This is a genomic window from Fimbriimonadaceae bacterium (assembly GCA_019638775.1).
In the GTDB taxonomy this organism is placed as follows: Bacteria; Armatimonadota; Fimbriimonadia; order Fimbriimonadales; family Fimbriimonadaceae; genus JAHBTD01.
In genome coordinates, this window is record JAHBTD010000011.1 from 1 (window position 1) to 25,886 (window position 25,886).

The window sequence follows — 25,886 nt, forward strand, 5'->3', positions numbered from 1 at the left end:
GCGCCCTAGGGAGATCCCCAACTCCCTTCCCTCGCCAACAGGCATTTGGACACTTGTTCATGCTCACAAATACTTGTACTGGTGAGCTACGACAATCGGAGAATCTGCACATGCAGTGTTCCTCTCCCGAATCGTTCAATTCCGTCGATCAGGCCCACTCGGCTGACGACCATCGGTCTGCACTCCGCACCACCCTCTCCAAGATCGCCCTGTACAACTTTGCGGCAGAACACCGATTGGATACCCCGATCGAACTGGCCGAACGCCTGATCCTGTGTGTGTCCCTGGCCAATGAGGATCGCCCGCTCACGCGCCTCCAATTGCGCCAAATCACCATGATCAATCCGTTCACGATTGATAGCGCACTCATCAACCTCGTCCAGCGCGAGGAAATCCACATGTTGTCCCAACGGACGTCCGAGCAAGCAGTCTATGGGCTTACCCCGCTTGGGCACACCGTGACAGTCTCGCTTGACTCCTGGACCACGAGCTTCTACCAGTATGCGCGCTGCGGCTCCGCCGCCGGGGTACGAGACCTGGTTCACCAACTCCAGCAGGCCATCCGGAACATGATCGCTACCGACTCACTCCCGATCATACGTACATGCATTGCCTGCGAATACTTCTCGTCCGCCGCCCACGCCCTTGATCCTCAAACCGCCGGATACTGTCGGTTCTTGCGCACGCCGCTTTCCATCCAGAGGACCAAGTCTGCCGCTCCTGGCATCCACACCCCCTAGTGCCACCGGCGACCCTCGTCGCCTTATTCCACCAAAGCCTCAGTCCGTTCAGATCCAGTAACACATAGGTACTTCATGTCCGCCTACGACACCAACACAACATCCGTGTTTCCTCTCCCGCTCGATCCTCCTCTACCGGCAGAGGAGCCGTCTGAGCCATCGCCTCTCCCGCTGTCGCCTCGGAAACTCCCGGACTGGCTGCATGCACACATCCACACCCCGAACGATCTTACCCAAGAGCGACACTCAGCCGTAGAGCTCAACCTGGCCACGATCTCGCCCCTCATTCAGAATGCGCAACTCAATCCTGAGCAACTCGCTGTGGTCACCGCCCCGGCCGAACCGACACTGGTTTTGGCCGGCGCTGGCAGCGGTAAAACCCACACCCTTATTCATCGCGTTGCACACCTCGTCACCCAAGGTCTACCCCCCGATCAAATCCTCCTCATTACATTTACTCGGAAGGCCGCAGAGGAAATGATCCACAGAACACAACTGCTACTCCAGCAGCACTCATTGAAGATCCAAGGCGGCACCTTCCACGCGATGGGGTTGATCTGGCTGAAACACTATGGCGGCGCGCTCGGACTCCCTCCCAAGTTCAGCATTATGGATGAGGACGATGCGCAAGGTCTCGTGCACTTATTGATGAGCAAACTGTCTTTTTCCCGTCGGAAAGGGTTTCCCAAAAAACAACACATCCTCGCCCTGTTCAGCCGGGCCGTGAATACGCTCCGCTCGATTGCGGATACCGTCTCCAGTGATTTCCCGTGGCTGGACGCACACACCCCTCAGCTCGTCGTGCTCTTTCGAGCCTATACCGAAACGAAGTGGCGCCAACATCGCGTGGACTATGACGACCTGCTGTACCTGGTCTACAAATTACTCTGCCTCCATGAGCCCAGCCGCCGCCGACTCGGAACGCACTACCAGGCCGTCCTGGTCGACGAGTACCAGGACACGACCAAACTCCAATCCGAAATTGTGCGGCTCCTCGGGAGCCGCCACCACAACGTGATGGTCGTCGGGGACGACGCCCAGAGCATCTACGGTTTTCGCGGCGCCCATACGAAAAATATGCTCGAGTTTCAGGATGCCTTTCCTAGCGTGCGGCTCTACAAACTCGAGCACAACTATCGCAGCACCGCCCCGATCCTCACCCTGGCCAACACAGTGCTCCAGGATGCGAAGGATCTCTATCCAAAACGGCTCTTCACCGCGAAGGCCGGAGGACCGTCTCCAGAATTGATCGCCTGTTATTCCGAACAGGCCCAAAGCGACTTGCTCACGGAGCGCATTCTCCAATGCCATGACGAAGGCATTCCCCTCCATCGCATGGCGGTCCTCTTTCGCTCCTCCGCTCACTCCAACAACTTGGAACTGACACTCGCCCGACATAAGCTCGCGTTCGTCAAGTATGGCGGCCTCCAGCTCACCGAAACGGCGCACTTCAAAGACGTACTTGCCTACCTCCGGGCGGCCGACAATCCCCTCGACAGCAATGCCTGGCATCGCCTCCTCCTGCTGCTCGATCGCGTCGGGCCGAAGCTGGCCGAGCGGATTATCGCCACAATGCAGGAAGCTCCTCACCCTCTGGACGTGCTCGATCAAGTTCCTGGTAAAGCCGAATCGACCATCAGACTCTTAAACAACGTCATTCGAACGACACAGGACGAGAGCATTCCTCTAACCGATCGTCTCACCTTCGTGATCAAGCATTACGAACCGATCCTCAAACGCGATTATCCGGAAGATGCCAAAGTCCGGATCGAAGACCTGAAACCGCTCTGCGACCTCGCACGGCAATCGACCAGTCTGGCGGCGTTCTTGGAAGACCTCACCCTGAACCCCTCGGCCACCTCGAGCAGCAAACATGCACACCCCGATCACCACCTCGTACTCTCCACCATCCACAGCGCCAAAGGCTTGGAATGGGACGTAGTCTTCGTCATCTGGGTCCTCGATGGCCAGTTTCCTCCAGTCAGAAGTTGGCATGACGAGCAGACCCTCGAAGAAGAACGCCGCCTCCTCTATGTCGCCATTACACGGCCGAGAGAACAGCTCTTTCTCACCTACCCAACCGAGCACTACCACAACGCGTCCCAGCAGAATCTCGACTCGCTCTGCCGGTTTCTGGCGCCGATTCCCGACGACATTCTGCCTGGCTTCGCGATGGATCAGGTCTGATGAAAGCGCCATCCACATTCCGCTTTGAGTTCCGCACCCAATGCGAACGGAAGGATCGACCCTTTGTGGCTCGGGTCACCTGGGACACCGAGGCCAAATCGCTGGCACGCGGCTTTTATGCCATCCAAATTACGCCCGTGGGTCGGTTCGGAGCCGTCGGCGCATGTACCTTCGACGCCGCAATCGGGGACATCGTGGAAGTGAAACGCGGCGAAACCAAAGACCGGGAATATCGCGGCTTCTATCTCGTCGTTCCCCGGGGCTATTTGATCCTCGTCGCCATTGCCGATGAGGTCGATGACGCCCTCAAGGTCGTCCAATATGTGGCTGGGCAGGCGTCACCCCAGGACCTCGCGCAGGGACATTGGCGGTTCGAAACGGCTGAGAGCTCCTGGAAAGGTAGGCCGGTGCCCGTGGATCAACCACGAATGGAACCACATCCCCCACGACCTGTGGCGCAGTTGCCCCCGCCTGAGAAGCGGCGGACCAAAACCACGGGAGAGCCGGCTTCTACCGCACCTCGAAGGAGCGGCACTCGCTCCGTCACACGCATCTCCAGACACACACCCCCGCTGAATAAGGATGAGTAGAAATGACGTTTCGCATCGCCAATTTCCATGTGCGGCTTCATTACACATGGCTCATCGGATTCGGTCTCATCACCTGGAGTCTCGCCGCCAACTACTTTCACGACACGCAGGCTGACCTCCCTGTCAGCTACCAGTGGGCTTCCGGTGCGATCGCCACCCTCCTCATTCTCGTCTCGGTGTTCCTGCACGAATTGGCCCATGCGGTCACCGCGCGGCGACTCGGCTACGCCGTCAAAACCATCGAGTTGCACATTCTCGGAGGCTGGACCATTTTTGAGCGTGAACTGTCCAGCCCAAGGGTGGAAATTCTCGTGGCCATCGCAGGTCCAGGTTGTTCCTTTCTCCTTACCCTTCTGCTCTATGCGATGAAAGCAGACCCGCTGGCGAACTTTCTCTACAAAGTGAACCTCACGCTCGGCGCCTACAATCTCTTCATTCCGTGCCTGCCGATGGACGGCGGCCGAATCTTACGGGCCGTCTTATGGACCCAAACACATTCCTTTGCGGTTGCCACTGAGCGCACCGCTCAAATGAGTAAACAAATCAGCAGTGGCATGATGGCCATCGGCATCCTCGGCATCATCTTCCAGTATCAAACGCTGTGGCTTGCGATTATTGGCGGGATCCTGCGCATGATCGCCGAAACCGCGTATCGCACCGTGCAACAGAGCGAACAGCTCACCCGACCCCTGCAAGAGGTAATGATTCCACGGGACCGGGTGGTGACGCTGGTCCACGATACGCCCCTCCAAGAACTGCAAGACCAGTTTCTTCGCTACGGGTACCGTGCCTACCCCACTGCCGAGCACGGACGGATCACCGGATTGGTGTATTACAAGGATGTACGCACAGACCCCAAGTGGCTCGCGCCGAACGGAGCGACCATCACCCCGTTCATTCGAGCCTTGTCCCCAGATGTGATCGTACACCCCACTCATACCCTGCAACGTGCGCTCGATGCGATGCTCCTGAGCGGGTCGGATCAGCTGTTGGTGTTTGCGGGAAACACGTGTGTCGGGATGGTGACCCGCTCGATGATCGCCCGGGTCCAAGATGCCATCGGCAATCCAGAATCGGGCCCTACGCTTACGCGGCAGAGGGAGGGGTTTCCGATTTAGGACTGTTGACCGCAGGAGTGGGAAACTTCACTTGGACGTAGGGCGCGCTGCTATCCAGCGTCTTTCCCTTGTACCACTGCCCATGGGTCCGCATGTAGAAGCACCGCTTGGGTAGATGCAAGACACGGTCTCTCAACACCAACCGTTCTTCATTCAGATGCAACGTGACATTGCCTTGTACGGACACGACGGACCGTGGCCGTTGCACCAGCGGAGAAGCATCCTCCACGCTTTGTGCCGTCTCGGCATGATTGACTCTGAAATAGATCCAGCTGTTGATATTGTCACTGATACTCCGAGCGAGATCCGCGCCAATCTCGGCCGACATTTGCGCACCCGATTGCTCGTAGAAGTGCAGCCAGACATTGGCCCCGCCGGCCTTATTGAAAATTTCCTGAATCCCCTGGTACAGCACGTTATGCCCTTCATCGATATGCACACACAACGGCGGATCTAACTGACGACCGGACGCGAAGAGCCGGCCAACGAGACTTTGAATCATAGACACAAAGACCCGCCCGAAAATGAGCGACGCGCGAGGGCTCAACAACGACCCGGTATGACACACCAAGATCACCCGCTTGCCTTGTTCCAGACGAGTGATGAATTCATTGGTTCTCGCCTTCCCGATAATGCGGCCGATATTTCCAAAGGTCAGCGCGCTCAACATGGTGCGAAGGGACGACGACACCTTGGCAAAATGTTCCGCGATGCCGGGACCATGGCACACCCGATCGATCAAGCCACACAGCTCCTCCGTATCATTCAACACCTTTAAGACATCTCGAAAATTGATCAATTCGGTGTAGCCCACCCGTTGATTAACATCATTGAATGAGATGGTCGGGACTTGCCCCCGACTCGTCGCGAGTTTGATCAATCCCGAGACGATGACCTGCGAAACCTCGGAGGCGATAGAGAGATAGTAATCATCCTTCACCTTGATCCCTGAGACGATATGGCTGACCAACTCATCTTCCATATAATAATTTGCCAATGGATCGAGGTAGTTGGAGTAGTCTGGGAAAATCGGTGTCACCAGCATGACTTCATCCAGCCTCCCGGCCTCTGCGGCGACTTGCACGACTTTTGAGAAGAGGTCGATGTCCCCTTTGGGATCGATCGCAACCACCGATTTGTGGCTCCGGATATCCTGCTCGACAATGGACTCCATCAGTCGTGTTTTCCCAATGCGCGTCGTCCCAAAAATCCCCACATGCCCGGAACGATCCTCATCCCGGATGACGAGATACCCCTCTCGTCGCTGGGGGTCTTGCAAACATGCGCCATAGCCGACCAAGACCTTCCCGTCCACAATGGGATCTCGATGCCCCCCTCGATTGCGGGCCCGCAACTGCTCAATGCCTTGTTCCGACATGGTCCCTCCTCATGCTGTATTACCGGGGTCAGAAGCTCCACCAGGTCAGCACATCGGCCATATTCACGTTCAGGTAGCCGCACCCACTTTATTCCCCGACCATTCACGAATCAGTAATACAACGATACGGACCCTTTACGGATCGGACCTCCCAGGAGCACCATGAAAATCCCTCTTCATCACTCCAGTGACACACAAGATGTCGCTGACGCCGACCAGGCGCTGGCGTCCCACACTGTCGCCATCGGCAGAGGCACACACCGAAGTCTGCCCAATCGCCGGACCGGCTATACCCAAAAAGCTACGATCGGAGGACATAAGCTATATATCAGGACCGGGGAATACGAGGACGGCACGCTGGGAGAAATCTTCCTCGACATGCACAAGGAGGGGGCCGCATTTCGCAGTCTCATGAACTGCTTTGCCATCGCGATTTCATTAGGATTGCAATACGGCGTCCCGCTCGAAGAATTCGTCGAGTCCTTCACGTTAATGCGCTTCGAGCCCAACGGGCCTGTCTCGGGACACGACCAGATCAAGATGTCCTCGTCCATCCTCGACTACATCATGCGCGACCTGGCGATCAACTACCTCGACCGACAGGACCTCGCTCATGTCCAGGTCACCCATGACGACCTTCGAGGCGACTCCGTCAAACCCTATGCTAAATCCACGAGCCGCCACACGCCCCAACCCCTCTCACGCGCAGAGACTGCAGCCCCGCCGACCACACTCGGCCTCGAAGAAGCCAGAATAAAGGGGTACGAAGGGGACCCGTGCCCAGAATGTCATCAATTCACGCTCGTCCGACGAGGCACGTGCCGTACCTGTTCCACCTGCGGGAGTTCCAAGGGCTGCAGCTGAAGGAACCCAGGAGCGTCTCTTCCCTCAAACACATGGAGCCTCTATGTCAGCCCCGCAGCCCATCCCCCCACACACCACTTGGCTCCAACGGTTCAAACGCCTGGCCCAGTTAACGGCCTCGCTCCATCCTGAAGATCCTCGCTTTCCAATTGTCATGAGACTGCTCGAGAAGTGTGACGGATACTACCGGACGGACAACCATGCCTCGTTTATCGAAACAGGTAAACGCATCCGTTCGCTGATGGACACCCCACCCATCGGCTAACGCCACTCCCGAAGCGACCGCGCCACCAACGTGCGCTCTGCACCATTTCGTGGATCACGCCCTCTCACGCTCTGAAACCAAAGGATCCCCCATGTCTGAACAATACCCGCTGGCCCTCGATTTTCGTACCGCCCGCAACGTCAGTGTCCCACTCATTGCCGTGAACTCGCTCGACCCAGCCGCCACCATGCGAGCCCTGGCCTGGTCATTGGTCAATGTCGCCAGCGCCTCACAAGCTGAGACCGACAACGAATTCGGCCTCCACGCCTTTCCCATCCTCAAGTGGGACATTGGCCATGGCCTGCTCCCTCTCAACGAGGAAGGCAAGAACTGGCATGCCCAATATGTCGGGCCCTCGAAACAGAATACGACCATCAACCCTGCAGAGACGCTCCGCCTCCTCGAAAAGGTTCCTGAACGCGCGCTCACTTTCATTCTGAACGGGCACCGCTACCTCTCCAACGATTTCTTCATCCAGGGCCTCTGGAATTGCCGCGACCTCTATAAGGCCAACGGCAACACGATCGTCCTCCTGGGCATCGGGTTCAAACTGCCTCCGGAATTGGCCAGCGACGTGGTGCTCCTGAACGAACCGCTCCCTACGGCCGCACAGTTGGAATCCATCATTAAAGAGCAGCTGTCGGCCGCATCGCTGCCCGTCCCCGATCCCGTCACGCTGGGCAAAGCCGTCGATGCCACCCTAGGCCTTGGCGCCTTTACCGCCGAACAAGAAGTCGCTCGCTCCATGCAAGCGAGCGGGCTGAACATCAACAAGCTGTGGGACCGCAAACGACAGGTCATCGATGCGACACCAGGGCTGAGCGTCTGGCGAGGCGGAAACAGCTACGCCCAGATCGGAGGGGTCGCGACCATCAAGCGCTTTCTCAAGCAGGTGTTGGTCTCCAAACGGGCTCCCCGTTGCATCGTGTGGCTCGACGAAATTGAAAAGAGCCTCTCCGGATCGACCGGACAGGCCTCAGACACCTCAGGAGTCTCTCAAGCCTTACTCGGGATTCTGCTGAGCTACATGCAGGACCACCAGGCATCAGGATTACTCCTCGTCGGCCCCAACGGAACCTCGAAGAGTGCCATCGCGAAGGCCACGGGAGCCGAGGCGAACATTCCCACCATCGCCTTAGACATTTCCGGTCTCAAGTCCTCTCTGGTCGGCTCGAGTGAACAACAGATGCGGCAAGCGCTGAATGTCATCTCTGCCATCTCTCAGGACAAGGCCTGCTTCATTGCAACGTCCAACAATATCAGTCAGTTACCGCCCGAACTCATCCGTCGATTCGGATACGGCACGTGGTATGTGGATCTTCCAAGTCAGGATGAGCGCGAGGCGATCTGGACCATCTATCTCGCCAAATTCGGTCTCGCCACTGACGCCGACCGACCGAGTGATCACAACTGGACAGGCGCGGAAATTGAGCGTTGCGCGCGACTCAGCTGGGAACTCTCCATTCCACTGTCCGAGGCAGCCAAGTACATCGTTCCCACTGCCATCAGTGCCAAGGAGAGCATTAAAGCCCTCGAAACTCAGGCGCATCAAACCTATCTGAGCGCCAACCGCGACGGCGTCTTTGACCAGAACCGCGACACGCCGCATCACACACGCCCTCGCACCATTACGCTCGCGCAATGAGCCGGCGGTCTCAACTTAGAGGAAAGGAACACACGATGCCCTGCTATCTCGAGCAACGAGTCTCGGTGCAATTGAATATGGCCGATTTCCCTCTCCTCATCGCCGCGGGTACCTCCCTCGGATGGGAACATGCCATCAATGGCGAGGTCCTGGTCTTTACCACTCAACAGAATCAGCGAATCACCATTGCCAAAGGACAGGCCACGCTGGAGCAACGACACGAAACCCTGATTACCGAACTAAAGCAAGCCTATGCACAAACCATCATTCAAACGGCCGCTGAACAGTTCGGGTGGACGTTAGAGCGCGTCGAAGGCGCAGCGCAGGAATTGCAACTCACTCGTTTCTCCTAACCCGTTGGAGTGACTTCCCCATGCAGACCGACAGCATACGCATCACGATTGAGACAGACGGCACCATCAAGCTGGTCACCGACGAGATCAGCCTGGCCAACCACGCCACCGCCGAAGACGTTATCCAACAGATCCTCACACTCTCAGGCGGGGAACTACAACGCACTCAGCGCTCGACACACACGCATCACCATCATCACACCGACGAACATCTTCACCACTAAACGAGGTCATCATGCTCAATGCTGAATCTGCCTTCGGTTCCCTCTGGAAGAACGCTTTCTGTCTCATGCTCACGTATCGAAAGCTCGGCATTCAACGCCGGATGGACAGTGCCACGGTGCTTTCCATTGATACAGAACCTAGCCGCGTCCGAGTGACCAAGTCCATTTTGTCGTGTCCGGAATATATGGCCATTACGCGGCTGTACTCGCGCGTCCGGACCAAACTCGAAAAACTGACTCTGCCGGCCGGCCTTCGCTCGGGCATGTACCTGATCCCCGTGGCGCTCGCCGCCGAGGTTGATACCATTATCGCCAACGCCGAGGAGGAACTCCGGCAACTTGTCGATGTCTTTCTCGCACAATACGATACCCGGATCGCCGAAGAAGCGGCTCGCCTCAAGGCAGCCTATCGGACCAGTGACTACCCTGACCCGGACACGGTACGGGCGGCGTTCGGCCTGACCTACTCCTACATTACCTTTGATCTTCCCGGCACACTTGAGACCATCAGCGCTACCATGCTCAAACGAGAAGAACGCCGGTCGATGGAGAAGGTCAACAACATGCTCGAGGACGTGAACACCTACCTTCGAGAAGCCATGCGATCGCTCGTCAACCACCTGGTCGATCGATTGAGTCCGAGTGACACGGGCAAGTCCAAAACCTTCAAGAGCAGCACGCTCACCAATCTTCTGGAGTTCCTGAACACCTTTGAAGCCCGCAACCTTGGCAACGACGTCGAACTCGCGCAACTCGTCAGCTCGGCCAAAAACGTCCTGAGCGGAGTCAACTCGCAACTACTGCGCAGTGATCAATCGATTGCCGGCGTCGTTCAGACTGGGATGGGTACGATCAAGGACCAGCTGGATTCGCTTCTTGTGAAACGACCGGTACGCCTCTACAACTTCGACGAGGCCGCCTGACCGTAGGCACCTCTGCCATCACCACGACACACCATCTTTCCGGTACTGATAACGCTCATGTCCATTACTCCAGACGCCATTGCTCGCGCCCGAAATATCAACCTCATTGAGTTTCTCATCTCTCGCGGCCACACACCGGTGTCGCGACGACCGCACCATGCTGATTTTCACGCGCCCTATCGCGAAGACAGAAATCCTTCGTTCTCTGTGTCGCAGCGACCGGACGGCACCTGGGTGTGGTACGACTTCGGACGCAACGAACATGAGGGGTGCAAGCACCACGGAGACCTCATCGACCTCGTCCAACTCCTCGATCATGTGACGTTCGCAGAAGCCCTGCACCGGATCCTGCACAACACTGTCAGGAGTATGGCGGCTCCGAGCGGACCCTCCCTCGCCCCGCCGACCGACAAAGAACGAATTGCTCACGCCAAGAAGCTCTATTATGCCGCACGAGCCAACATGACCCCGGAACGTGAAGAGGAGCTCCGGTCGTATTTCCAGACGTTAGCACTCCCCTACAACCAACACCTTGGCGCTGTATGGATGCGACTGGGCGACGAAGGCATTCCTTACGTGGCCTTTCCGTTGCCCACACCCAACATCCATTTCATGCAGGGACTAATGGCGCGGGCCTTGGGCGAGGCCCCACCCACACTTATGCGGGTCGCCCGTGGTCTCAAAGGTCCCTGGATCCTGAAACGCAGCAACGCGCCGATTCTGATCACGGAAAGCATCGTGGATTGCCTCGCAGGCGATGAACTGTTCGGCCCTTCGTTTACACTCTGTGCGCTGAATGGGCTGAATACGGGCGAGCGCCTCCAGGACTATCTCCAGCGACTCCCTTCACGAATCATCTATATCGCGCTGGATAACGACGCAAGCTGTGCCGCCATGGAACGTCCACCCCACACCAGCCAGCCCAAAAAAGGTCCACACGTCCAGAAGGAACTGGTCTCACTGCTGACGCACATGGGCTATCACGTCATGGAAGTACTCCTGCATCACAACGCCAGCGTGAAAGATCTTCACAAGCTCTGGTTGAAGCGCCCTCAACGCGTGTCGCTGCTCGACCTGACAAAAACAGGTTTTCACCACTCACCCGTACGCTAGCGTAGCCGGTCACCTTCGTCGGCCTCAGCCGTTCGCCCCGGCACCTGGTCGCACGCACCGCACGGCGTCCGCTCCTGAGGACACAGGAGCCCAATGACCAAACCTACACCAGGTCCATGGATCTTAGATCGTAGGTGCGGGGACATCTCTGGCCCCTCGCCGACGAGATGGAAAGATTTGCCAGGTACTCAATGAAGACGGCGTGGCCTACCTTGGCCGACATCGTGTCGATGAGGCCCTGGCCAATGCCGCCCTCCTCTGCAATGCACCAGGGATGTTCGCCTGGATCGAACGTGTATGCGCTTACAGACTCAGCTTCCAGACGATCCAAGAGGGACGGAAGATCCTCGCGCTGGCGAGGAAGCAGTAATCACCCGTGCCGGATTCACCCAGCACTCCTGGCTTGGAGTGCTGTGCCCAGAGGGTTCCTCAAAAGCGCCAGCCTATTCCTTTCACACTTGCCTGTGTCTGTCGAAAAGGAGCGGTATGTTCAGCGAAGACTTTTACCCTACACCCGGCGCCGTTGCGGCGAAGATGCTCCAGAAAATCAACCGTAATGCCGTTCATTTTCTTGAGCCAAGCGCCGGCAAAGGCGATCTCGCCAAGGCCATTCTGGGATTCGGCCGGACTGGGTCCCGCTACAGTTCCGGGTCACGCCACCGAGTCGACGTGATCGAACTCCACCCTGATCTCTTGAAGATTCTCCAAGCCCATGAGGAGCTGACCGTCGTCGGCTACGATTGGTTGACCTACGACGGCGTCTCCTACTACGACGCCATCGTGATGAATCCTCCCTTCAGCGAAGGCGCCCTCCATCTGCTCCGTGCTTGGGACTTTCTTCACAACGGCGAAATTGTCTGCCTCCTGAATCAAGAAACTATCGATAATCCCCATACGGAAGAACGCCGCCGGCTGGCCACGATTATCGCTGCACATGGCTCGGTGGAGCCCCTTGGTCCCTGCTTCCGCAAGGCGGAACGGCCCACCGACACTCCAGTCGTCATTGTCTACCTCAAGAAGACGACAGAGGATGATCGCATCCATCTTTGGCATACAACCGACCGCGAACAATCTATTAACGACGACATCGGCACCCCTGAGGCGATCCCCGCGCTCCGCGACACGCTTGGTAATATGCAGCACTATTACACACACTCCCTGGAGGAGATGTTTAAGGCCTTCGCCCATATCCGCAAAGCCAGTCTATTTATGCAAGCGCTCGGGACCAAGCTTCTCCCCGGCAGCTCAATACGGGACGAAGCCGATCTCAAAAAGATCCTGGGCATGGCACAAACCAACACCACCGCCGCACGCGCCGAATTCGCACGGGCCCTTCGACGAAGCGCCTGGATGCACGTGTTTAAACAAATGGACTTTCAGAAGTGGCTGGATACGAAGCAGACCCAGGAACTCTTACAAGACCTGGAGCGAGACAGTACCGTCCCCTTTACAGCAAAAAACATCAAGGGCACCCTCACGAACATTTTTCTACAGCGCAAACGACTCTTCGAACGATCTGTCTGGAACGTGTTCGTTGCGCTCACCCGGCACTACAAGGGCAATACCACCGGGGACATCGGAAGTGGTGACGGCAGGTCCGGCTGGAAAACCAACGACTCGTACAAGGTCAATTGCAAACTTGTGTTTCCCTACGGCTGTCGTTTTTGGAATGAACGCTTCGACCTGTGGTCCACCCGTGACGCCGGCGAGCTCTACTCCGACCTGGATCGCGTGCTCGCTGTGCTTGATGGGGACAAATTCGAGGAGATTATCACCGTACGGGATGCACTAGAATGCTCATTTCACAACCACGGGGTGGGCCATCGCCACTGCGAGAGTACCTTCTTTCGTATCCGCTACTTCAAAAAAGGTACAGTGCATCTCAGATGGAAACGGGATGACCTGTTAGCCAGCTTCAACACAACCGCAGCCGCAGGGCGTCAGTGGATCGGGACCACCTGCCACAATGATCAGGACTCCCATGCCTCATCTCCTCATTCAGCCAGCAATACCCCTCACGACTGGCCATCGCCTGCACATAATTCCCCACGTCTCGCCCTAACACATTCAGGAGACACCTAGCCAGGATCGGGTAGTCCCTGGGGAAATCGATGCGTGAGAGATCGAAGAGCGCATAAACGTGAAGCCACTCGTAAGATCTCAGATCGTGGAAACATATCCGCCGGTGAACGCTCAACTGCAAACCATGATGAATAAGGAGCATAATGGGTGCCGCCTTTATACTTGTCCGCGAGGTAAATCTCAGCGTGGAGGATTCGAATGGCGTCGAACCCGGAGATCCAAGAACTAGCGACTGAAATTGATGAATGTGCTGCGGGTGCATTTTCTGGCGGCCGGACCAACAACCTCACTGATCTAGCTTTGTCGATCGGTGCCATTGCGGCCAGTGCAATCGCCGCCATTCTTGTCGCAGACGGGAAAAGTTTCCCTCTATTCACAGCGTTCGTAGCGGCCCTTCCTGCCCTCGCCACTGCGTTGCAGCAAACAGTCGACTTCCGCGGACGAGCAACGTGGTATTTCATTAAATCGGCGCAGCTTCAAGAACTGTCTCTCAATCTGAAGTACGGCGGTATTGTTGAAATACGAGAGGCCGCGAGGTTGTTTGGCGAGATCGAGAGAAGGATGGAAGAACGATGGGTGGACTTTGTCAAACCCGTCATGCCCAAAAACTCACATCACGCTGCCCAACCCAACCAACGGACAACTTCAGGAGATAAGCAGTAGGCATCAAGGTCTGGAGAAGCTTCGCATCGACGATGCAAGCATCCCGCGGGCTGTTCTTTCTCCCCCGGGAACGGGCTAATCAATGGCATTCGAGACCTGAGCCTATACGATGGAAGGACACGTCAAGGAAGTCGATGTGACAGAGTCGATCTCGGGTTTGACCTAGATTCACTGATCCAGATCTGCGGGTGTTCGGCACTGAACGACGTTGCAGAGAGCGAAAAGAAGTTGATTGCGGTGCCACCGATTCTGCGGTGAAGAATGAATGCCCCCATCGGTTCGCGCAGTTACTTCCGGATCCAATCGATCCCGGTCAGACCATGCTTGATCGCAAACTTCGTCAGGTCGGCGTCTGTATCAATGCCGAATTTATCCCTGAACATCGCCTTGTGGTGTTCAACGGTCTTTCGACTCAGCCCCAACTGAAACGCGGTTTCTTTGATCGTCTTGCCTGAAGCCAACAACGTTACGACTTCACGCTGCCGCTGCGACATCCCCAGGGAGGCGAGCTGATCCTCTTCGTCATCAGAACCAGGAAGAGTGCCTCCTGGCCAACTTCCAAGCAGGCTCGTCACATACGCGTTGCCTCTCATTACCTCATCGATCGCATGACAAAACTCCTGAGCGCTGCAACTCTTCATCAGATACCCGTTTGCCCCCACAGATAACGCTCGGGTCATGTATTCGGGTTCTCTATGCATGGTCACGACGACAATCTTAATGTCGGGCCGGATCTCCCGGACCTTTGGCACGGCATCAAGACCCGACATATCCGGCATCGAGATATCAACAAACGCCAAATCCGCAGGAACCCGCTTCACGAGCTCCAGCAACCCACGTCCTGAGGACGCTTGGCCCACCACGGCAAATTCGTAGTCTCGCTGCTTATGGTTGACACCATATAAGATGGTGGTCATTCCATCTGCGACCAACGCATGATCGTCAGCGAAAACCACGCTTATCGGTTTGACCGGAGAGTTCATCGACGAATCCACACTAGCCGTCATGCTTCACGCTCCCTGTAAGGTGCCCGAGCCACTACGACAGCACCTCGCCCTTTTCCTGACTGAACCGTCAATTCCCCTTCAACCATATGGATACGCTCTTCCATCGCGACAATACCCAGTCCTTTCGTTCGACGCGATTCTGCTTCGGGGCTGAACCCCATTCCATCATCTTTCACACTCAACTGCACCCAATCGTCTTGTCGGGCCAACGCTATCATGACCTGCTGTGCACCAGCGTGTTTCTTTACGTTCATCAAGGCTTCCTGGGCAATTCGATAGAGACAGGTCGCGACCTCCCGATCCAAGACCTCGGTAAACTCCATAGAGATATTACTGACAACCTTCATACCCGACCAACTGCCATACTCTTTCACCATCTTCTTTAGCGCCACCGAGAGCCCCAGATTGTCCAGAATCGACGGATGCAGTCCGTGCGCAATCGTTCGCACCCGATCGCTGATTCCTCGCAGCTCATCGGTGACATTCTTGAGGACCGCGGCCTCAGAACTGTTGTTCTCCAACAACACCAATTTCCCTTCAGCCTTCAAAATTGCACTCCCCAGGCGCGACCCTAGATCATCGTGCAATTCCCGGGCAACCCTACGGCGCTCGTCCTCTTGCGCGGTCAGCAATTGGGAATGGAGGGCACGCAACGCTTCTTGGCTACGACGTAGAGCCTCCGCTCCCTCTTGAATCACACTTTCGGCACGTTTCCGCTCCGACACGTCGCGCACGATCGCACACACATACCCCTCCCCATCGTGTTCCAAGCATCGCATCGACACTTCGATAGGGAAGACCGCTCCAGACTTTCTCCGAAAAGTAGTCGCATACTGAACTACTTCGCCCTCCTTCAGCCGTGTCAGATCGTTAAGAATGTCGATTCGGCTCTGCAACGGCGCAATATCCGGCACCGACAAATTCAAGAGCTCTTCACGTGAATAGCCCAACAACTCGGCTGCTCGCACATTGACATACATGATGCGACGATCAGGCCCCACCCAAAGAATGGCATCCGCCGCATGATCCGTCGCAAACTGCGTAAACCGCAGCTCGGCTTCTGCCAACCGCCGCTCAGTCACATCGGTCAACAAACCGTGGAACAGCACCGTTCCATCGGCGGTAGGAACCTCCGGCAGGGAATCTCCGCGTAACCATTTCACCCGACCATCGGGGAGTCGCAATCGAAACTCATGCGCCCACCGCAATCCACGCCGAATTGCATCTTCAATGGACGCCATGATCCCTGGCATATCTTCTGGTAGGACCAGTTTCCAGACCGCGTTATAGTCCGAAACAATGAGGTCCGCCGGATACCCCACCATGTCCACGGCCCCACGACTGATGTAACTAAACCGCTGGCACCCATCTCGCGCAATGACATATTGATACACCGCACCAGGCACCGCATCCGCGATGCGTCGCATCTTAAGATCGCTCTGACGTAACTCTTGCACCTCCTCAAAATAGCTCTTCTCTTGATCCACAACGAACGACTCATTCAGCTCGAGAAGTCGGCGATAGATCCCTTGGGCAAACGCGAAGCCAGCCTCCTTCGAATATGGCGTCCCTTCACCACGCTTGGCCCGAGCACTCCACCACTGGTCATCTCCAGCCGAACACGCCAGAGAAATATTCCCCGACACCATTTGAAACAGGGACTTAGTTTTCGCATCGAGCGGCACATTGGCATAGAGGAAGACACAGTAACTTTCTCCAGAAGGCAACGGTCCCCCCAGGCCAACAATCTGTTTCACCTCATGCGTCCGCAGAAGCTCTGTTCTCTTTCCGAGTTTCGGTGAAACAGGAACTTCATGCACACTAATTTCAAACAATTGATTGTGTGAATCCGTAACGACGCAATCGCTCCCCAAATAGTTCACTGGCCTGTTCAGGCCCAACTCTTTCCACGATTGCGTGTACCACGCTGCTTCTTCTGAATCGAACTCCTCCTGAAGGTGGATGCAATGTCGTCCGAACGGAGGCGTTCCGACTGTCCATTCCACAGAGTCTCCAGCCACCCCCATCAATGCGAGAACGCGGGTTTGAGCAGAAGCGTGCGCCCCATCAGCCGTCTGTACCCATCGCTCTTGACGGTGGATCGGGATCTCACCAAGATTTCGCGTTTGAAACACCTCCACAAGAGACAGTTGCGAGCGACGAAGTTCGTGAGAATAAAACGAACGCACCAGACACTCCGCGATCGACTGCGAGATCTCTTCTGACGATCTTCCCGCTGTCTCTATACGTCGCAACTTCGACCCAAGACGGCACACATCGCCGACTGAGAATTCTTGGAGATCAAACGTCGAGTCTTGGCCTTTGATGCCTAATGACATGCCGACCTGTACCTTCCCGCCTACCGCCTCACACCGCAGTTGGCTGATGCACGATGCGATTTCCCGTCAGAGAATGCCGGTGGCACTTGAGAGAGTCATCCGGCAATACGTATTTCCACGCTATCAGACTTCATAATTCAACCGTCACAGTATGGCAACAATCGTTCGATGACTCAATACTCAACGTCCACTTCAAGCGAATCTCTTACCGCAGAACACTGCTCCATTTCCAGTTGTTCCAAATAGAAACATCTTTGAGGTCCGGTCCATTCTGTGTGATCGCTGTCCCACCTAATATCCCAAAAGGCACTCTGTTGCTATCCGGCAATACATAGCAGAAGCGGTTCAGACTCGTTCACCTAATCCAGGAGGAAAGCATGTCACCGATTATCCGTCGCACCCTCTGTTCAGCCGGCAGAGCCTTCGTCATTGTTGTTGTGGGTATTGCCACCGGATCGATCTTTGGCTGTGCTGGCCACATGACGCTAAGCCATGAGGTCAATCTCACCAGCAGTAACGCCATCTTTCTGACCCCGTCGGAGAAGAAGACTATCTATCTCCAGACTCGAAATACCAGCGACAACCCTAATATCAACTTTGGGGAACTCCCCAACAAAATCAAAGCCAAGGGGTACGCAATCGTTGATAACCCCGACAACGCTCAGTTCATCCTTCAAAGCCAGGTGGTGCTCTGCAATAAACTGAAGCCGGGGCAGACCGTCGATGCCTTGATCGCCGGGGGATTCGGAGGAGCCATCGGGGTCGCAGCCGGATCTGCCGCCGCGCTCAGCGGGGCCTCACTCAGCCATATTCCGATACTCGGGGCGGTGGGAGCCGTCGGAGGATTTGCCGCGAGCAAACTCTCAGAAGATTCTATCGTCGCCTGCGTGGTCGACGCGATGGTACAGGAGCGCACCAAGGAAGAAATTCAACAATCCATCACGACGAACAGCATGCCCGGCCCAGGGGTTCCACAGTCACAAGCCGGGGCCTTCGGCTTTCTGAATCAGCAGAGTGTCTCCCCGCCTCAGGCAGGGCAGGTCACTCAACAAATCGGCGAGATCCGGAAAGGCACTCGCCGCTTCCATCAAGCGAGAATTGTGGCGTCGGATCAAAAGATGTGGCTGTCCGTTCCGGAAGCCAGCAAGATTCTCAGCGACAAACTGGAGGATTCATTGGCAGGCCTCTTCTGATGCCCCGATTTGAAAACAAGGACTGCTCACTCTCAGCGAGGCGCAGACAGCGCCTCGCTCAATGATCGATCCGCTCAGATCTGGAGACCATGCTGTTTTTCACCATTTGAATCCTTAAGGATGACCCCATTCTTGCTTACTGGACGAGTCTCCTCACCTGGACCATTATGTGGACCGTCATCCTGTCCAAAAGGATCCCGTTTCCCAGGACATCCCGATCTCCATGGCGCCCCATCGCTCACTGGTAGTCCGCCAACAGTCCCTCGCTCACCGGCACCGATTGAAGGCACGAAAGACTGGAGTTACTTAACCTTGTCGGATGTGGCCCAAGGGAGCCCCAGCCGGGCAGCATCACCCCGAATGAGACTGAGGAGATAACTTCCTTGGTTGATCGTCTGTCCAGATAATCGACGTTCCTTCACTTCCCCGATTCGTCGCCAGATCATCGGATGGGGAACGCTGGTGATCGCACGCTTCCACCATTTCTCCCATACCTTGGGGTCCTTCCGCTTTCCGGAGATCTCTAGCACGACGCTCAGGAGCCGCGCATTCGAGGCTTCTCGTTGCCCATCCTTCTCCTGATTGCTCTCATCAGATTGCTCGATGAGGAGGAACGGATCCAGCTCTCGTCCGATCTGTTGCAACTCGCGGTGATTGGCTCCCACCATCTCTTCACGGAACTCCCGCGTCTTCTTGTCCGTCGCCCACCAGGCCGGGCCCGCCTCCCAAATAATCTCAAACTCCTTACCCTCCGGCGTTCGAATCGGCACATACTCCCAGCGTGAAATAAACTCCTTTTCCAGCAGCTCGCGATGTGCGTCGTCTAATTGCTGTTTTACCAATGATAGAGCGCTATGCCGCTTGATCTGCCAATTCCGCACCAGCTCGGAATACTTTTGTGAGGCCGTTCCACGCCCAAGGTAAAACAGGTTGTGCAGTAACTGATGCAACAGCTTTGTAATCGATCCATGGAGGTCCCGAAAGAGTTCATGATCGATGACGATACAATTGCCCGACCTCAGGCTCATCCAGTACCACGTGGCAAGCTCGACCTCATACTTATCCGCCACATAGCCTTCCGCATTGACTTGCCCCGGTAACACCACCGTTTGAAAAATATGAAAGACGATTCCCTTGTTCGAACGAGGACGTTTCTCGCTTCCCCCCGATTCGCCTTCTTGTCGCCAATCTCGCCCGGCGCCGATCATCGTGCCGGCCATACGCAGAAAGAACCGATCCATTTCCTGGTACGAGGCACCGCCAAGGCCTTTCCCGCTCGCCTCCAACAATTCACGACCTGAAATCTTTACTAACTGATTAAATGGCTCTCCCCTACTCAGCGCGGCTTTCGTCCATCGTTCAAACCCTCGAAAGAACTCCAGATCAATCGAATTCGGAAGCCCTAAATCGCCGCTGCCGTAGACCACTAGGGAGACTTTACATAACCGACTGTTACGCCACACATCTCGATAAATCTGTTTTTGGTACGAGGCTCGTTCCGCACCTGTTGGGCGGCCTTTCGCTTCCCACAGTGGAATTGATCCTAAGATATGCTCGCTGAGGAGGTGGTCGGGGGTGGTGACCGATAGAGAGCCGTGATCCGTGGTGGTTCCAGGGAAGATCAGTTCAGCGGGAATCCCGTCAGAGGAACCAGTCCCCTCGTCCGATTCCGAAGGCGGTGTGAAATCAGCGTCCATCAGCGTAACGTTCTTTATTAATTCTTTCGTAAGTTTCTAACGTAGAGACACAGTTTATCAGTCGCTTAATTCTTGTTTTTCGTTGCGCAATCAATGCTTTATAAAAACTGTGTCGTTCATCGAAGTAGCGTGACTTCATTCAACTTACGTCGGCTTTCATTCAACTTACGTGAAAATGGAGCCGGTTTCTTCATTCAACTTGCGAGACCTTCATCGAACTAACGCGAAATCTTCACTCAACTAGCGATAGGGCTGTGGATAACTAGGATCGCGCACCACATCGATATTCGCCCCCGATCCGGTAATACAGTAAATCTTCAAAAAGACTGGAATATTTGAAGGTGGAAGAAAACCTTCCCAACGGGGATGAGAACGCCGCCCGTCCGTTCGTAAGTTGAATGAAACTTTTCATTGAACATCTCACGCTAGGTCAGCTTGTCACGAAACTCCTGTATACGCGCTGCCGCCTGTTTGAGCGCCTCCTCAATAATTGGGATTTCATGCGGCTTGTTGGAATGAAAGAGAATGGTCAGCATGAACCCACGGTCTCCCCCCCGCCCACGCTCCACGAACCGCACGGCTTGGGCACCTTCATTAATTCGTGGTTTGCGATCGATTTCCTGTCGGATCCGATCTCGAGTCCACGATTCTTTTGAGGCACGGCGAGCGATGGCGTGAAGGCGTGGCTCGTCATGGGCCAAAGGGAGGAGCGCCTCTGCATGCGTCGCCGTCATGCGGCTCTCAGGTCCGAAGAACACGTTTAAGATGCTCTCTGGCAGCTTCAGGATGCTGAGCGCCCTAGAGATACGTGATTTGTGACAGCCCAGGCGTTCAGCTAACTCGGACTGCTGAAAACCATACCGTTCGATCAGGGCTTGATAGGCCCTGGCCTCCTCGAGGGCAGACAGATCCTTCCGGACAACGTTGTCGACCAGCGCCTCAGCCGCCGCGCGGTCCCGGTCCTTTCGACGAACGAGAGCCGGAATCGAGGTCTTTCCGAGCAACGCACAGGCTCGCCATCGCCGCTCGCCGGCCACCACTTCGTACTTCCCATCCTCTACCGGACGGAGCTGAATCGGCGTGAGCACGCCATAGGCACGAATCGATTCCAATAGCTCCTGGTCAGCCGCAGGATCGACCTCAGATCGTGGTTGGTCAGGACTCGGTACCAGCCGATCGAGCGGGACTTCGACGACCTCTTCGAGGCGACGCAGGTGATCTGCCTCTTGGGCGATTATGGGAACCGCTTTGGGGCCGACAGGCGAAGCCGTAGCTTCAGCACCCAACGGGATAGAGACGGACGCGCTGCCATCAACAGCCGAGTCGAAGGTTGTCGATGGTATTTGGCTCGGGGGTGTCGTGTGTTCTGGTCCGGGCTGTCCACCTTGTGTATCCAAACCGACCAGGGCAAACGGGCGAATGCGACGAGCATCACGATCAAAGGAGGCTTCGAGATCAGCGAGATGTGAGGACTTCTGGCGTTCAGGTTTGGCCTCTTTGCTTTTCGAGAGAGGCGGCTTCTCGTCTTTGCCTTTGGAGACTTGTTTGCTCGTCATGATTCACCTGCCCCGACCTCGACCGGTTCATCCATGTCGTCAGGCTCCGCCAATGCACCTAAACCCATGCGAGCCAAGACCTCGCGGCCTAGATCCATGAACTCGCGTGCAGCATTGCTCTGCCGATCTAATTGAAAGATCGTCTTCTTTAGCGATTCCGATTCTTGGATCTTGGCGGCCAGGGGAATTGCGGTCTTAAACACAAGATCTCCGAAACGACGTTCGATCACGCCCCGCATGGACTTGCAGACGTTTTTTCGTCCATCATGTTGCGTGACGAGGATCCCCAAACACTTCAGGGCAGGATTAGCGCTATCCACCACATCGCGCACCAGCTCCATGAGGTCTTCGTATCCCGTGATGCTGTATTTTGAGCCAGACATCATAGGGGTCAAATAGTAGTCCGAAGCGACTAGGGCGTTGATCGTGAGGATCGACAGGGTCGGCGGGCAGTCGATGAGGACGATATCTTCATCCCCAAAGGCCATCTGCTCCAGGCGACGCTTCAGGACGATGGATGGCATCGTCGGATAAACCCTGGGAAGTTCTCGGTCCGCTTTGGTCAAGGACACATGGCCATAGATCAGGCGGACTTCCTTCTCTATGGTGTCATACCAGGGTGCGGTCATGTCCTCATCGCGTTTGTTATCCATCATCAGTGTGGCGGCAGTTACTCTGGCTTCGTATGGACTTACCTTTCCAAGTGTCGAAGATGCATTTGCTTGTGGGTCAATATCGACCACGCAAACGGGATGACCAAGGCGAGAGAGCGCAGCTGCAAGGTTCACCACCGTTGTGGTTTTTCCCACCCCGCCTTTTTGATTGATAACGGCCACTACATTCGGCATCGATACCTCCTCGGCCTACTATGTATAGGCCATATACCAGAGCGTAGGAAAAACCAACCTACTCAGGACATGTAATTTGCCACGGCGTTTTGTCTAACATGTGTTGGATTAGCTTGTAGACATTGGGCCGCAATTGACTGTTTCATTACTCCTCATGGTGGGGCCTGTCAACTAATTAATATAATAACTATATCTCGACGCGTCACTGTAAAATGTTTTGTGGTTGCGCGGGCGCAACTCACGAAGGGATATGGAGGGGTCTTTCCCGATATTGCGTATGCGAATAATGCTCGTAAATATACTGCTAAAGATTGTTAGGCAAATTGAATGTAAGTGAATGATTATAACTATGTTTGTTAGGTTCAGGCGACGATGGTGAAATATGTTTTGTCTGTGAGGTCGATACTAGTGGAATATTTACGAGTTGCGCGGGCGCAACTCGTATCGTCTGAGAAGTTCCTAGGTTGGTGAGGACAGGGTGGGGTACTTGGATCGGAGGCGTCCGTACATGCGCTGTTTCAGCAAATAGAAGAGTAGGCCTTGTTGAAAGGTCGTTTTATCGGGATTCTGGCCGATATCATGAAACCTGGCACGAACCTCCTCTTCGATCATTTTTCGCTCATGGGCCTGTAGTGACTCGTATACGACCTGCAAATCAGCCCGATCTTCCGCGCTCAATTGGGCAAGCAGGTTCTCAATCGACCGGCCATCTGGGGGGGCCGTTTTAGACCGGCGGCGCACTGGCACACGCTTCGCGCTAAGTCCCAAGACTTTTTGATAGGAGCAGGGGTGGATCTCATAGAGACCGGGGTGCTTCCCGCCTCCCGGATGGACAACATTCACGATATCCACGTCAGGATCGGCCAAGCGGTGGAGTGCTTGGTGAATGGTGGAGCGACTCAAGCCCGTCCTCGCTTGGAGACGATCAAGGGTCATTGCCACAGGATTGCGTCGTCGTCCGAAGGCCTCTCGAACGAGCTGCAAGTAAACCACTTGTGTTGGAGCCGAGAGCGCCGTCATCCCTCCATCTAAGAGGAAGTGGAGAAGACCAGTGTAGGCGAGGGGTGACCACACGGATTCGCTGAGGAGGGCAGACGAAAAAGGCGCGGATTCAGCCCTGCCAGTAGCGGGATTCTGATCAGGAATATTCATCTAAACCGTTGATATCCATGCATGATTGACGCTATTTGTGTAATCGTGTCATTTGTCCATATATAAGTCTGTATAGTCTGCTAATGGACGAAAGTCAAGTGCCGTCCTACTACTTCATAAAAGAGAACCTTTGACGAAGTACTCTGATTGGCGTATTCTGCTGGCACGATCCAGAGCGAGAGGGAGATCAACACGGTGGACGAATCCGACGCGACGCCTGATGGTAGGTCGCCGATGCCCATGCTGTCGCGTGAGATGGGGGAGGGGATCAGGAGCCCGGGAATACTCCAGCCTGGCCGAGACGGCGATCGCGTGCATCTTCAGGCCACGTTCTACCATTACCTGCTCTTTTGTCAGGCAAACAAAGCGGCGAGTACGTACCGGATCTACCAATCCACCCTCTGGGCCTTCTATCGCTGGTGGAGGCAAGAACGGCCATATGAGACGCTTGGCCCCACACTGCTCCATGGCTACAAGATTTGGTTGTGTGAGAGTCGTGATCAGGGGCAAGAACGATTGCAGGCGCGGTCGATCAACAACTACCTCGCGGCGGTTCGGGCCTTCTGTCGATGGATTCACGTCCGATACCCGCTCAATTGGGATCCCGGCCGGGAGATTCCGGACGAGCGAGTCGATAACAAGACCTATCAGCGGCTTCCACTCAGCCCCACGCAAGTCACCACATTGATCGGCAGTTTTGATGACTCCCTTATCGGACGGCGCGACGCCGCCATGACGTATCTTATGGCGAAGACTGGCTTGCGCGCGATCCAGATCCAGCGGGCAGATTGCGGTGACCTCGAGTGCCTAGAGATCCAGGTCCAGCAGGGAGCGAACGAGACAAGGGAAGTCAGTGGCGCGGCGGTCACACGATCGCAGTGGATCTTGCGGACGCAGGGAAAGGGGCAGAAGACGAAGGAGAGTTTTGTGAATCTGATGCCGGAGGTCTACAACCGGCTGCAACGATATCTAGAGGCCCGCGGGCCGGTGTCACCACGCGAGCCGTTGTTTGCCCGGCATCATGACAAGCTCACCGCGCATCTTGAGCAGGTACGGTCGAAGCCGGGTGGAGCGGATGGTTCAGCGTTGGCGACAAATGAGCGATTGCGGCTTACGACCCGCGCCATCCAGCTTCGCATTACGGAAGCCATGACCCGCTGCGGGTTGCGAGATGCAGCGCGACCTGGCGAAGCGTCACCGCACGAAAGTCGCCGCCGGGGGCAACGACGGGTGACGCCACATAGTCTCCGCCATACGGCCGCGACGGAGGCCGCTCGCATGGAATCACCATTCAAAGTCCAAGCCATGCTGAATCACAAGGACATCCGCACCACCCAAAAGTATTTTCACGCGATTGATCGGCTGGAGGAGGGAGCGGAATATGCGATCACGCGGTACTGAAGACGTCCTTATACGCTCCTTACGTCTCACCCGCGGTCTGCCGCAAAGCGGCCAGAACCTGCTCCTCCGTATGTCCACGTCGTCGTGCCATTGTCGGTCCTCCTTGTGAATTCAGAAGACCACGCCGCGCGCCACCTCCTCAAGCTGCCCCTGGCCTACTTTTCGGGTTTTGGGTCAACTTGACGTTGGCCCCGTTCTGAGGCCTGCTCAGCCAACTCATTGCGAGTTCGAGGCCCTCGTCGATTACTGAATGTCGTCCAGGTAGCGTTCCGCCCCAAATCGTATGCGGTTCACCTGGTCAATGAGGACCTGGGTGGTCTGAATGGATTCATGTCGCAGGGTCTTCTTGATCTCAGACGGGCTCGCTCCTTTTCGATAAGCCAAGGCTCCTCCCGACAGCCGAAGTGACAGAGCGGTTACATGGGGTTGGGCAAGGCCCGCTTCTTTAAACGCAGCCTTCAGCTGCTTGCGCATCCCACGTGTCGTCATGCGCTCCCCTCGGGAATGCGGATGATGATTCGTGAACAGCGGATCTTGTGACGCAAAGC

Annotated in this window: 23 protein-coding genes; 15 read left to right on the top strand and 8 right to left on the bottom strand. The window is 55.8% G+C overall.

Annotated elements, in window-relative coordinates; translation table 11 throughout:
• Positions 1 to 110: 110 nt before the first annotated feature.
• From KF784_16855 to KF784_16870, 4 genes are all read left to right on the top strand, one after another.
• Positions 111 to 740: a hypothetical protein gene (locus tag KF784_16855; GenBank protein MBX3120731.1), complete on the top strand. Its 630-nt coding sequence runs from the start codon at positions 111 to 113 to the stop codon at positions 738 to 740.
• A gap of 321 nt (positions 741 to 1,061) precedes the next feature.
• Positions 1,062 to 2,927, top strand: a complete 1,866-nt coding sequence (locus tag KF784_16860) for an ATP-dependent helicase (GenBank protein MBX3120732.1) — start codon at positions 1,062 to 1,064, stop codon at positions 2,925 to 2,927.
• Positions 2,927 to 3,517 carry a hypothetical protein gene (locus KF784_16865; protein MBX3120733.1) on the top strand — a complete coding sequence of 197 codons (591 nt, stop codon included), beginning with the start codon at positions 2,927 to 2,929 and terminating at the stop codon, positions 3,515 to 3,517. Before KF784_16860 ends, KF784_16865 begins: the two co-directional genes overlap by 1 nt.
• A gap of 2 nt (positions 3,518 to 3,519) precedes the next feature.
• Positions 3,520 to 4,635, top strand: coding sequence for a site-2 protease family protein (locus KF784_16870; GenBank protein MBX3120734.1), 1,116 nt, complete (start codon positions 3,520 to 3,522; stop codon positions 4,633 to 4,635).
• Here KF784_16870 and KF784_16875 read toward each other — a convergent pair.
• Positions 4,604 to 5,935: a TraM recognition domain-containing protein gene (locus KF784_16875; protein ID MBX3120735.1), complete on the bottom strand. Its 1,332-nt coding sequence runs from the start codon at positions 5,933 to 5,935 to the stop codon at positions 4,604 to 4,606. The genes KF784_16870 and KF784_16875 overlap by 32 nt on opposite strands.
• Before the next feature lie 240 nt (positions 5,936 to 6,175).
• Between KF784_16875 and KF784_16880 the strand changes: the two genes are divergently transcribed.
• From KF784_16880 to KF784_16920, 9 genes are all read left to right on the top strand, one after another.
• Positions 6,176 to 6,877: a hypothetical protein gene (locus KF784_16880; protein MBX3120736.1), complete on the top strand. Its 702-nt coding sequence runs from the start codon at positions 6,176 to 6,178 to the stop codon at positions 6,875 to 6,877.
• A 356-nt stretch (positions 6,878 to 7,233) separates the two neighbouring features.
• A complete protein-coding gene (locus tag KF784_16885) occupies positions 7,234 to 8,787 on the top strand; it encodes an AAA family ATPase (GenBank protein ID MBX3120737.1) in 1,554 nt (517 codons plus the stop codon).
• Between the two features lie 35 nt (positions 8,788 to 8,822).
• Complete coding sequence (locus KF784_16890; GenBank protein ID MBX3120738.1) at positions 8,823 to 9,140, top strand: hypothetical protein; 318 nt, start codon at positions 8,823 to 8,825, stop codon at positions 9,138 to 9,140.
• A 20-nt stretch (positions 9,141 to 9,160) separates the two neighbouring features.
• Positions 9,161 to 9,364 (top strand): hypothetical protein, encoded by a 204-nt coding sequence (locus KF784_16895; protein MBX3120739.1) that lies wholly within the window; start codon positions 9,161 to 9,163, stop codon positions 9,362 to 9,364.
• 11 nt (positions 9,365 to 9,375) lie between these two features.
• Entirely contained in the window at positions 9,376 to 10,287 is a 912-nt protein-coding gene (locus KF784_16900) for a hypothetical protein (GenBank protein MBX3120740.1), read from the top strand.
• A 57-nt stretch (positions 10,288 to 10,344) separates the two neighbouring features.
• Positions 10,345 to 11,400, top strand: a complete 1,056-nt coding sequence (locus KF784_16905) for a toprim domain-containing protein (GenBank protein MBX3120741.1) — start codon at positions 10,345 to 10,347, stop codon at positions 11,398 to 11,400.
• Between the two features lie 202 nt (positions 11,401 to 11,602).
• On the top strand, positions 11,603 to 11,770 hold the full coding sequence (locus tag KF784_16910; GenBank protein ID MBX3120742.1) for a hypothetical protein: 168 nt from the start codon (positions 11,603 to 11,605) through the stop codon (positions 11,768 to 11,770).
• 116 nt (positions 11,771 to 11,886) lie between these two features.
• Positions 11,887 to 13,482 (top strand): DUF4942 domain-containing protein, encoded by a 1,596-nt coding sequence (locus tag KF784_16915; protein ID MBX3120743.1) that lies wholly within the window; start codon positions 11,887 to 11,889, stop codon positions 13,480 to 13,482.
• A 198-nt stretch (positions 13,483 to 13,680) separates the two neighbouring features.
• The gene (locus KF784_16920; protein MBX3120744.1) at positions 13,681 to 14,145 is read left to right on the top strand and encodes a hypothetical protein; all 465 of its coding nucleotides are present in this window, start codon (positions 13,681 to 13,683) and stop codon (positions 14,143 to 14,145) included.
• Positions 14,146 to 14,432: 287 nt separating this feature from the next.
• Here the strand turns inward: KF784_16920 and KF784_16925 are convergent, their stop codons facing one another.
• The gene (locus KF784_16925) at positions 14,433 to 15,152 is read right to left on the bottom strand and encodes a response regulator transcription factor (GenBank protein ID MBX3120745.1); all 720 of its coding nucleotides are present in this window, start codon (positions 15,150 to 15,152) and stop codon (positions 14,433 to 14,435) included.
• Positions 15,149 to 17,491: a PAS domain S-box protein gene (locus KF784_16930; GenBank protein ID MBX3120746.1), complete on the bottom strand. Its 2,343-nt coding sequence runs from the start codon at positions 17,489 to 17,491 to the stop codon at positions 15,149 to 15,151. The genes KF784_16925 and KF784_16930 overlap by 4 nt, the downstream gene beginning before the upstream one ends.
• 377 nt (positions 17,492 to 17,868) lie before the next feature.
• Here KF784_16930 and KF784_16935 point away from each other — a divergent pair, with 377 nt between their 5' ends.
• Complete coding sequence (locus KF784_16935; protein MBX3120747.1) at positions 17,869 to 18,684, top strand: hypothetical protein; 816 nt, start codon at positions 17,869 to 17,871, stop codon at positions 18,682 to 18,684.
• A gap of 302 nt (positions 18,685 to 18,986) precedes the next feature.
• Here the strand turns inward: KF784_16935 and KF784_16940 are convergent, their stop codons facing one another.
• From KF784_16940 to KF784_16955, 4 genes are all read right to left on the bottom strand, one after another.
• Positions 18,987 to 20,381, bottom strand: a complete 1,395-nt coding sequence (locus KF784_16940) for a replication initiator protein A (protein MBX3120748.1) — start codon at positions 20,379 to 20,381, stop codon at positions 18,987 to 18,989.
• A 425-nt stretch (positions 20,382 to 20,806) separates the two neighbouring features.
• Positions 20,807 to 21,937, bottom strand: a complete 1,131-nt coding sequence (locus tag KF784_16945; protein ID MBX3120749.1) for a ParB/RepB/Spo0J family partition protein — start codon at positions 21,935 to 21,937, stop codon at positions 20,807 to 20,809.
• Positions 21,934 to 22,785 carry a ParA family protein gene (locus tag KF784_16950; protein MBX3120750.1) on the bottom strand — a complete coding sequence of 284 codons (852 nt, stop codon included), beginning with the start codon at positions 22,783 to 22,785 and terminating at the stop codon, positions 21,934 to 21,936. Before KF784_16950 ends, KF784_16945 begins: the two co-directional genes overlap by 4 nt.
• A 459-nt stretch (positions 22,786 to 23,244) precedes the next feature.
• Positions 23,245 to 23,937 carry a hypothetical protein gene (locus KF784_16955; GenBank protein MBX3120751.1) on the bottom strand — a complete coding sequence of 231 codons (693 nt, stop codon included), beginning with the start codon at positions 23,935 to 23,937 and terminating at the stop codon, positions 23,245 to 23,247.
• Positions 23,938 to 24,084: 147 nt separating this feature from the next.
• Between KF784_16955 and KF784_16960 the strand changes: the two genes are divergently transcribed.
• Positions 24,085 to 25,338 carry a tyrosine-type recombinase/integrase gene (locus tag KF784_16960; protein MBX3120752.1) on the top strand — a complete coding sequence of 418 codons (1,254 nt, stop codon included), beginning with the start codon at positions 24,085 to 24,087 and terminating at the stop codon, positions 25,336 to 25,338.
• 243 nt (positions 25,339 to 25,581) lie between these two features.
• Here KF784_16960 and KF784_16965 read toward each other — a convergent pair.
• On the bottom strand, positions 25,582 to 25,886 hold a 305-nt coding region (locus KF784_16965; protein ID MBX3120753.1), incomplete at its 5' end, for a tyrosine-type recombinase/integrase.

What these genes read in the sequence shown, in the direction of transcription:
- KF784_16895 (MBX3120739.1), top strand. Translation starts at nt 9,161, where the DNA reads ATGCAGACCGACAGCATACGCATCACGATTGAGACAGACGGCACCATC.
- KF784_16925 (MBX3120745.1), bottom strand. Translation starts at nt 15,152, where the DNA reads ATGACGGCTAGTGTGGATTCGTCGATGAACTCTCCGGTCAAACCGATA.
- KF784_16855 (MBX3120731.1), top strand. Translation starts at nt 111, where the DNA reads ATGCAGTGTTCCTCTCCCGAATCGTTCAATTCCGTCGATCAGGCCCAC.
- KF784_16880 (MBX3120736.1), top strand. Translation starts at nt 6,176, where the DNA reads ATGAAAATCCCTCTTCATCACTCCAGTGACACACAAGATGTCGCTGAC.
- KF784_16940 (MBX3120748.1), bottom strand. Translation starts at nt 20,381, where the DNA reads ATGGACGCTGATTTCACACCGCCTTCGGAATCGGACGAGGGGACTGGT.
- KF784_16950 (MBX3120750.1), bottom strand. Translation starts at nt 22,785, where the DNA reads ATGCCGAATGTAGTGGCCGTTATCAATCAAAAAGGCGGGGTGGGAAAA.
- KF784_16905 (MBX3120741.1), top strand. Translation starts at nt 10,345, where the DNA reads ATGTCCATTACTCCAGACGCCATTGCTCGCGCCCGAAATATCAACCTC.
- KF784_16945 (MBX3120749.1), bottom strand. Translation starts at nt 21,937, where the DNA reads ATGACGAGCAAACAAGTCTCCAAAGGCAAAGACGAGAAGCCGCCTCTC.
- KF784_16865 (MBX3120733.1), top strand. Translation starts at nt 2,927, where the DNA reads ATGAAAGCGCCATCCACATTCCGCTTTGAGTTCCGCACCCAATGCGAA.
- KF784_16920 (MBX3120744.1), top strand. Translation starts at nt 13,681, where the DNA reads ATGGCGTCGAACCCGGAGATCCAAGAACTAGCGACTGAAATTGATGAA.
- KF784_16915 (MBX3120743.1), top strand. Translation starts at nt 11,887, where the DNA reads ATGTTCAGCGAAGACTTTTACCCTACACCCGGCGCCGTTGCGGCGAAG.
- KF784_16935 (MBX3120747.1), top strand. Translation starts at nt 17,869, where the DNA reads ATGTCACCGATTATCCGTCGCACCCTCTGTTCAGCCGGCAGAGCCTTC.
- KF784_16955 (MBX3120751.1), bottom strand. Translation starts at nt 23,937, where the DNA reads ATGAATATTCCTGATCAGAATCCCGCTACTGGCAGGGCTGAATCCGCG.
- KF784_16890 (MBX3120738.1), top strand. Translation starts at nt 8,823, where the DNA reads ATGCCCTGCTATCTCGAGCAACGAGTCTCGGTGCAATTGAATATGGCC.
- KF784_16900 (MBX3120740.1), top strand. Translation starts at nt 9,376, where the DNA reads ATGCTCAATGCTGAATCTGCCTTCGGTTCCCTCTGGAAGAACGCTTTC.
- KF784_16930 (MBX3120746.1), bottom strand. Translation starts at nt 17,491, where the DNA reads ATGTCATTAGGCATCAAAGGCCAAGACTCGACGTTTGATCTCCAAGAA.
- KF784_16885 (MBX3120737.1), top strand. Translation starts at nt 7,234, where the DNA reads ATGTCTGAACAATACCCGCTGGCCCTCGATTTTCGTACCGCCCGCAAC.
- KF784_16870 (MBX3120734.1), top strand. Translation starts at nt 3,520, where the DNA reads ATGACGTTTCGCATCGCCAATTTCCATGTGCGGCTTCATTACACATGG.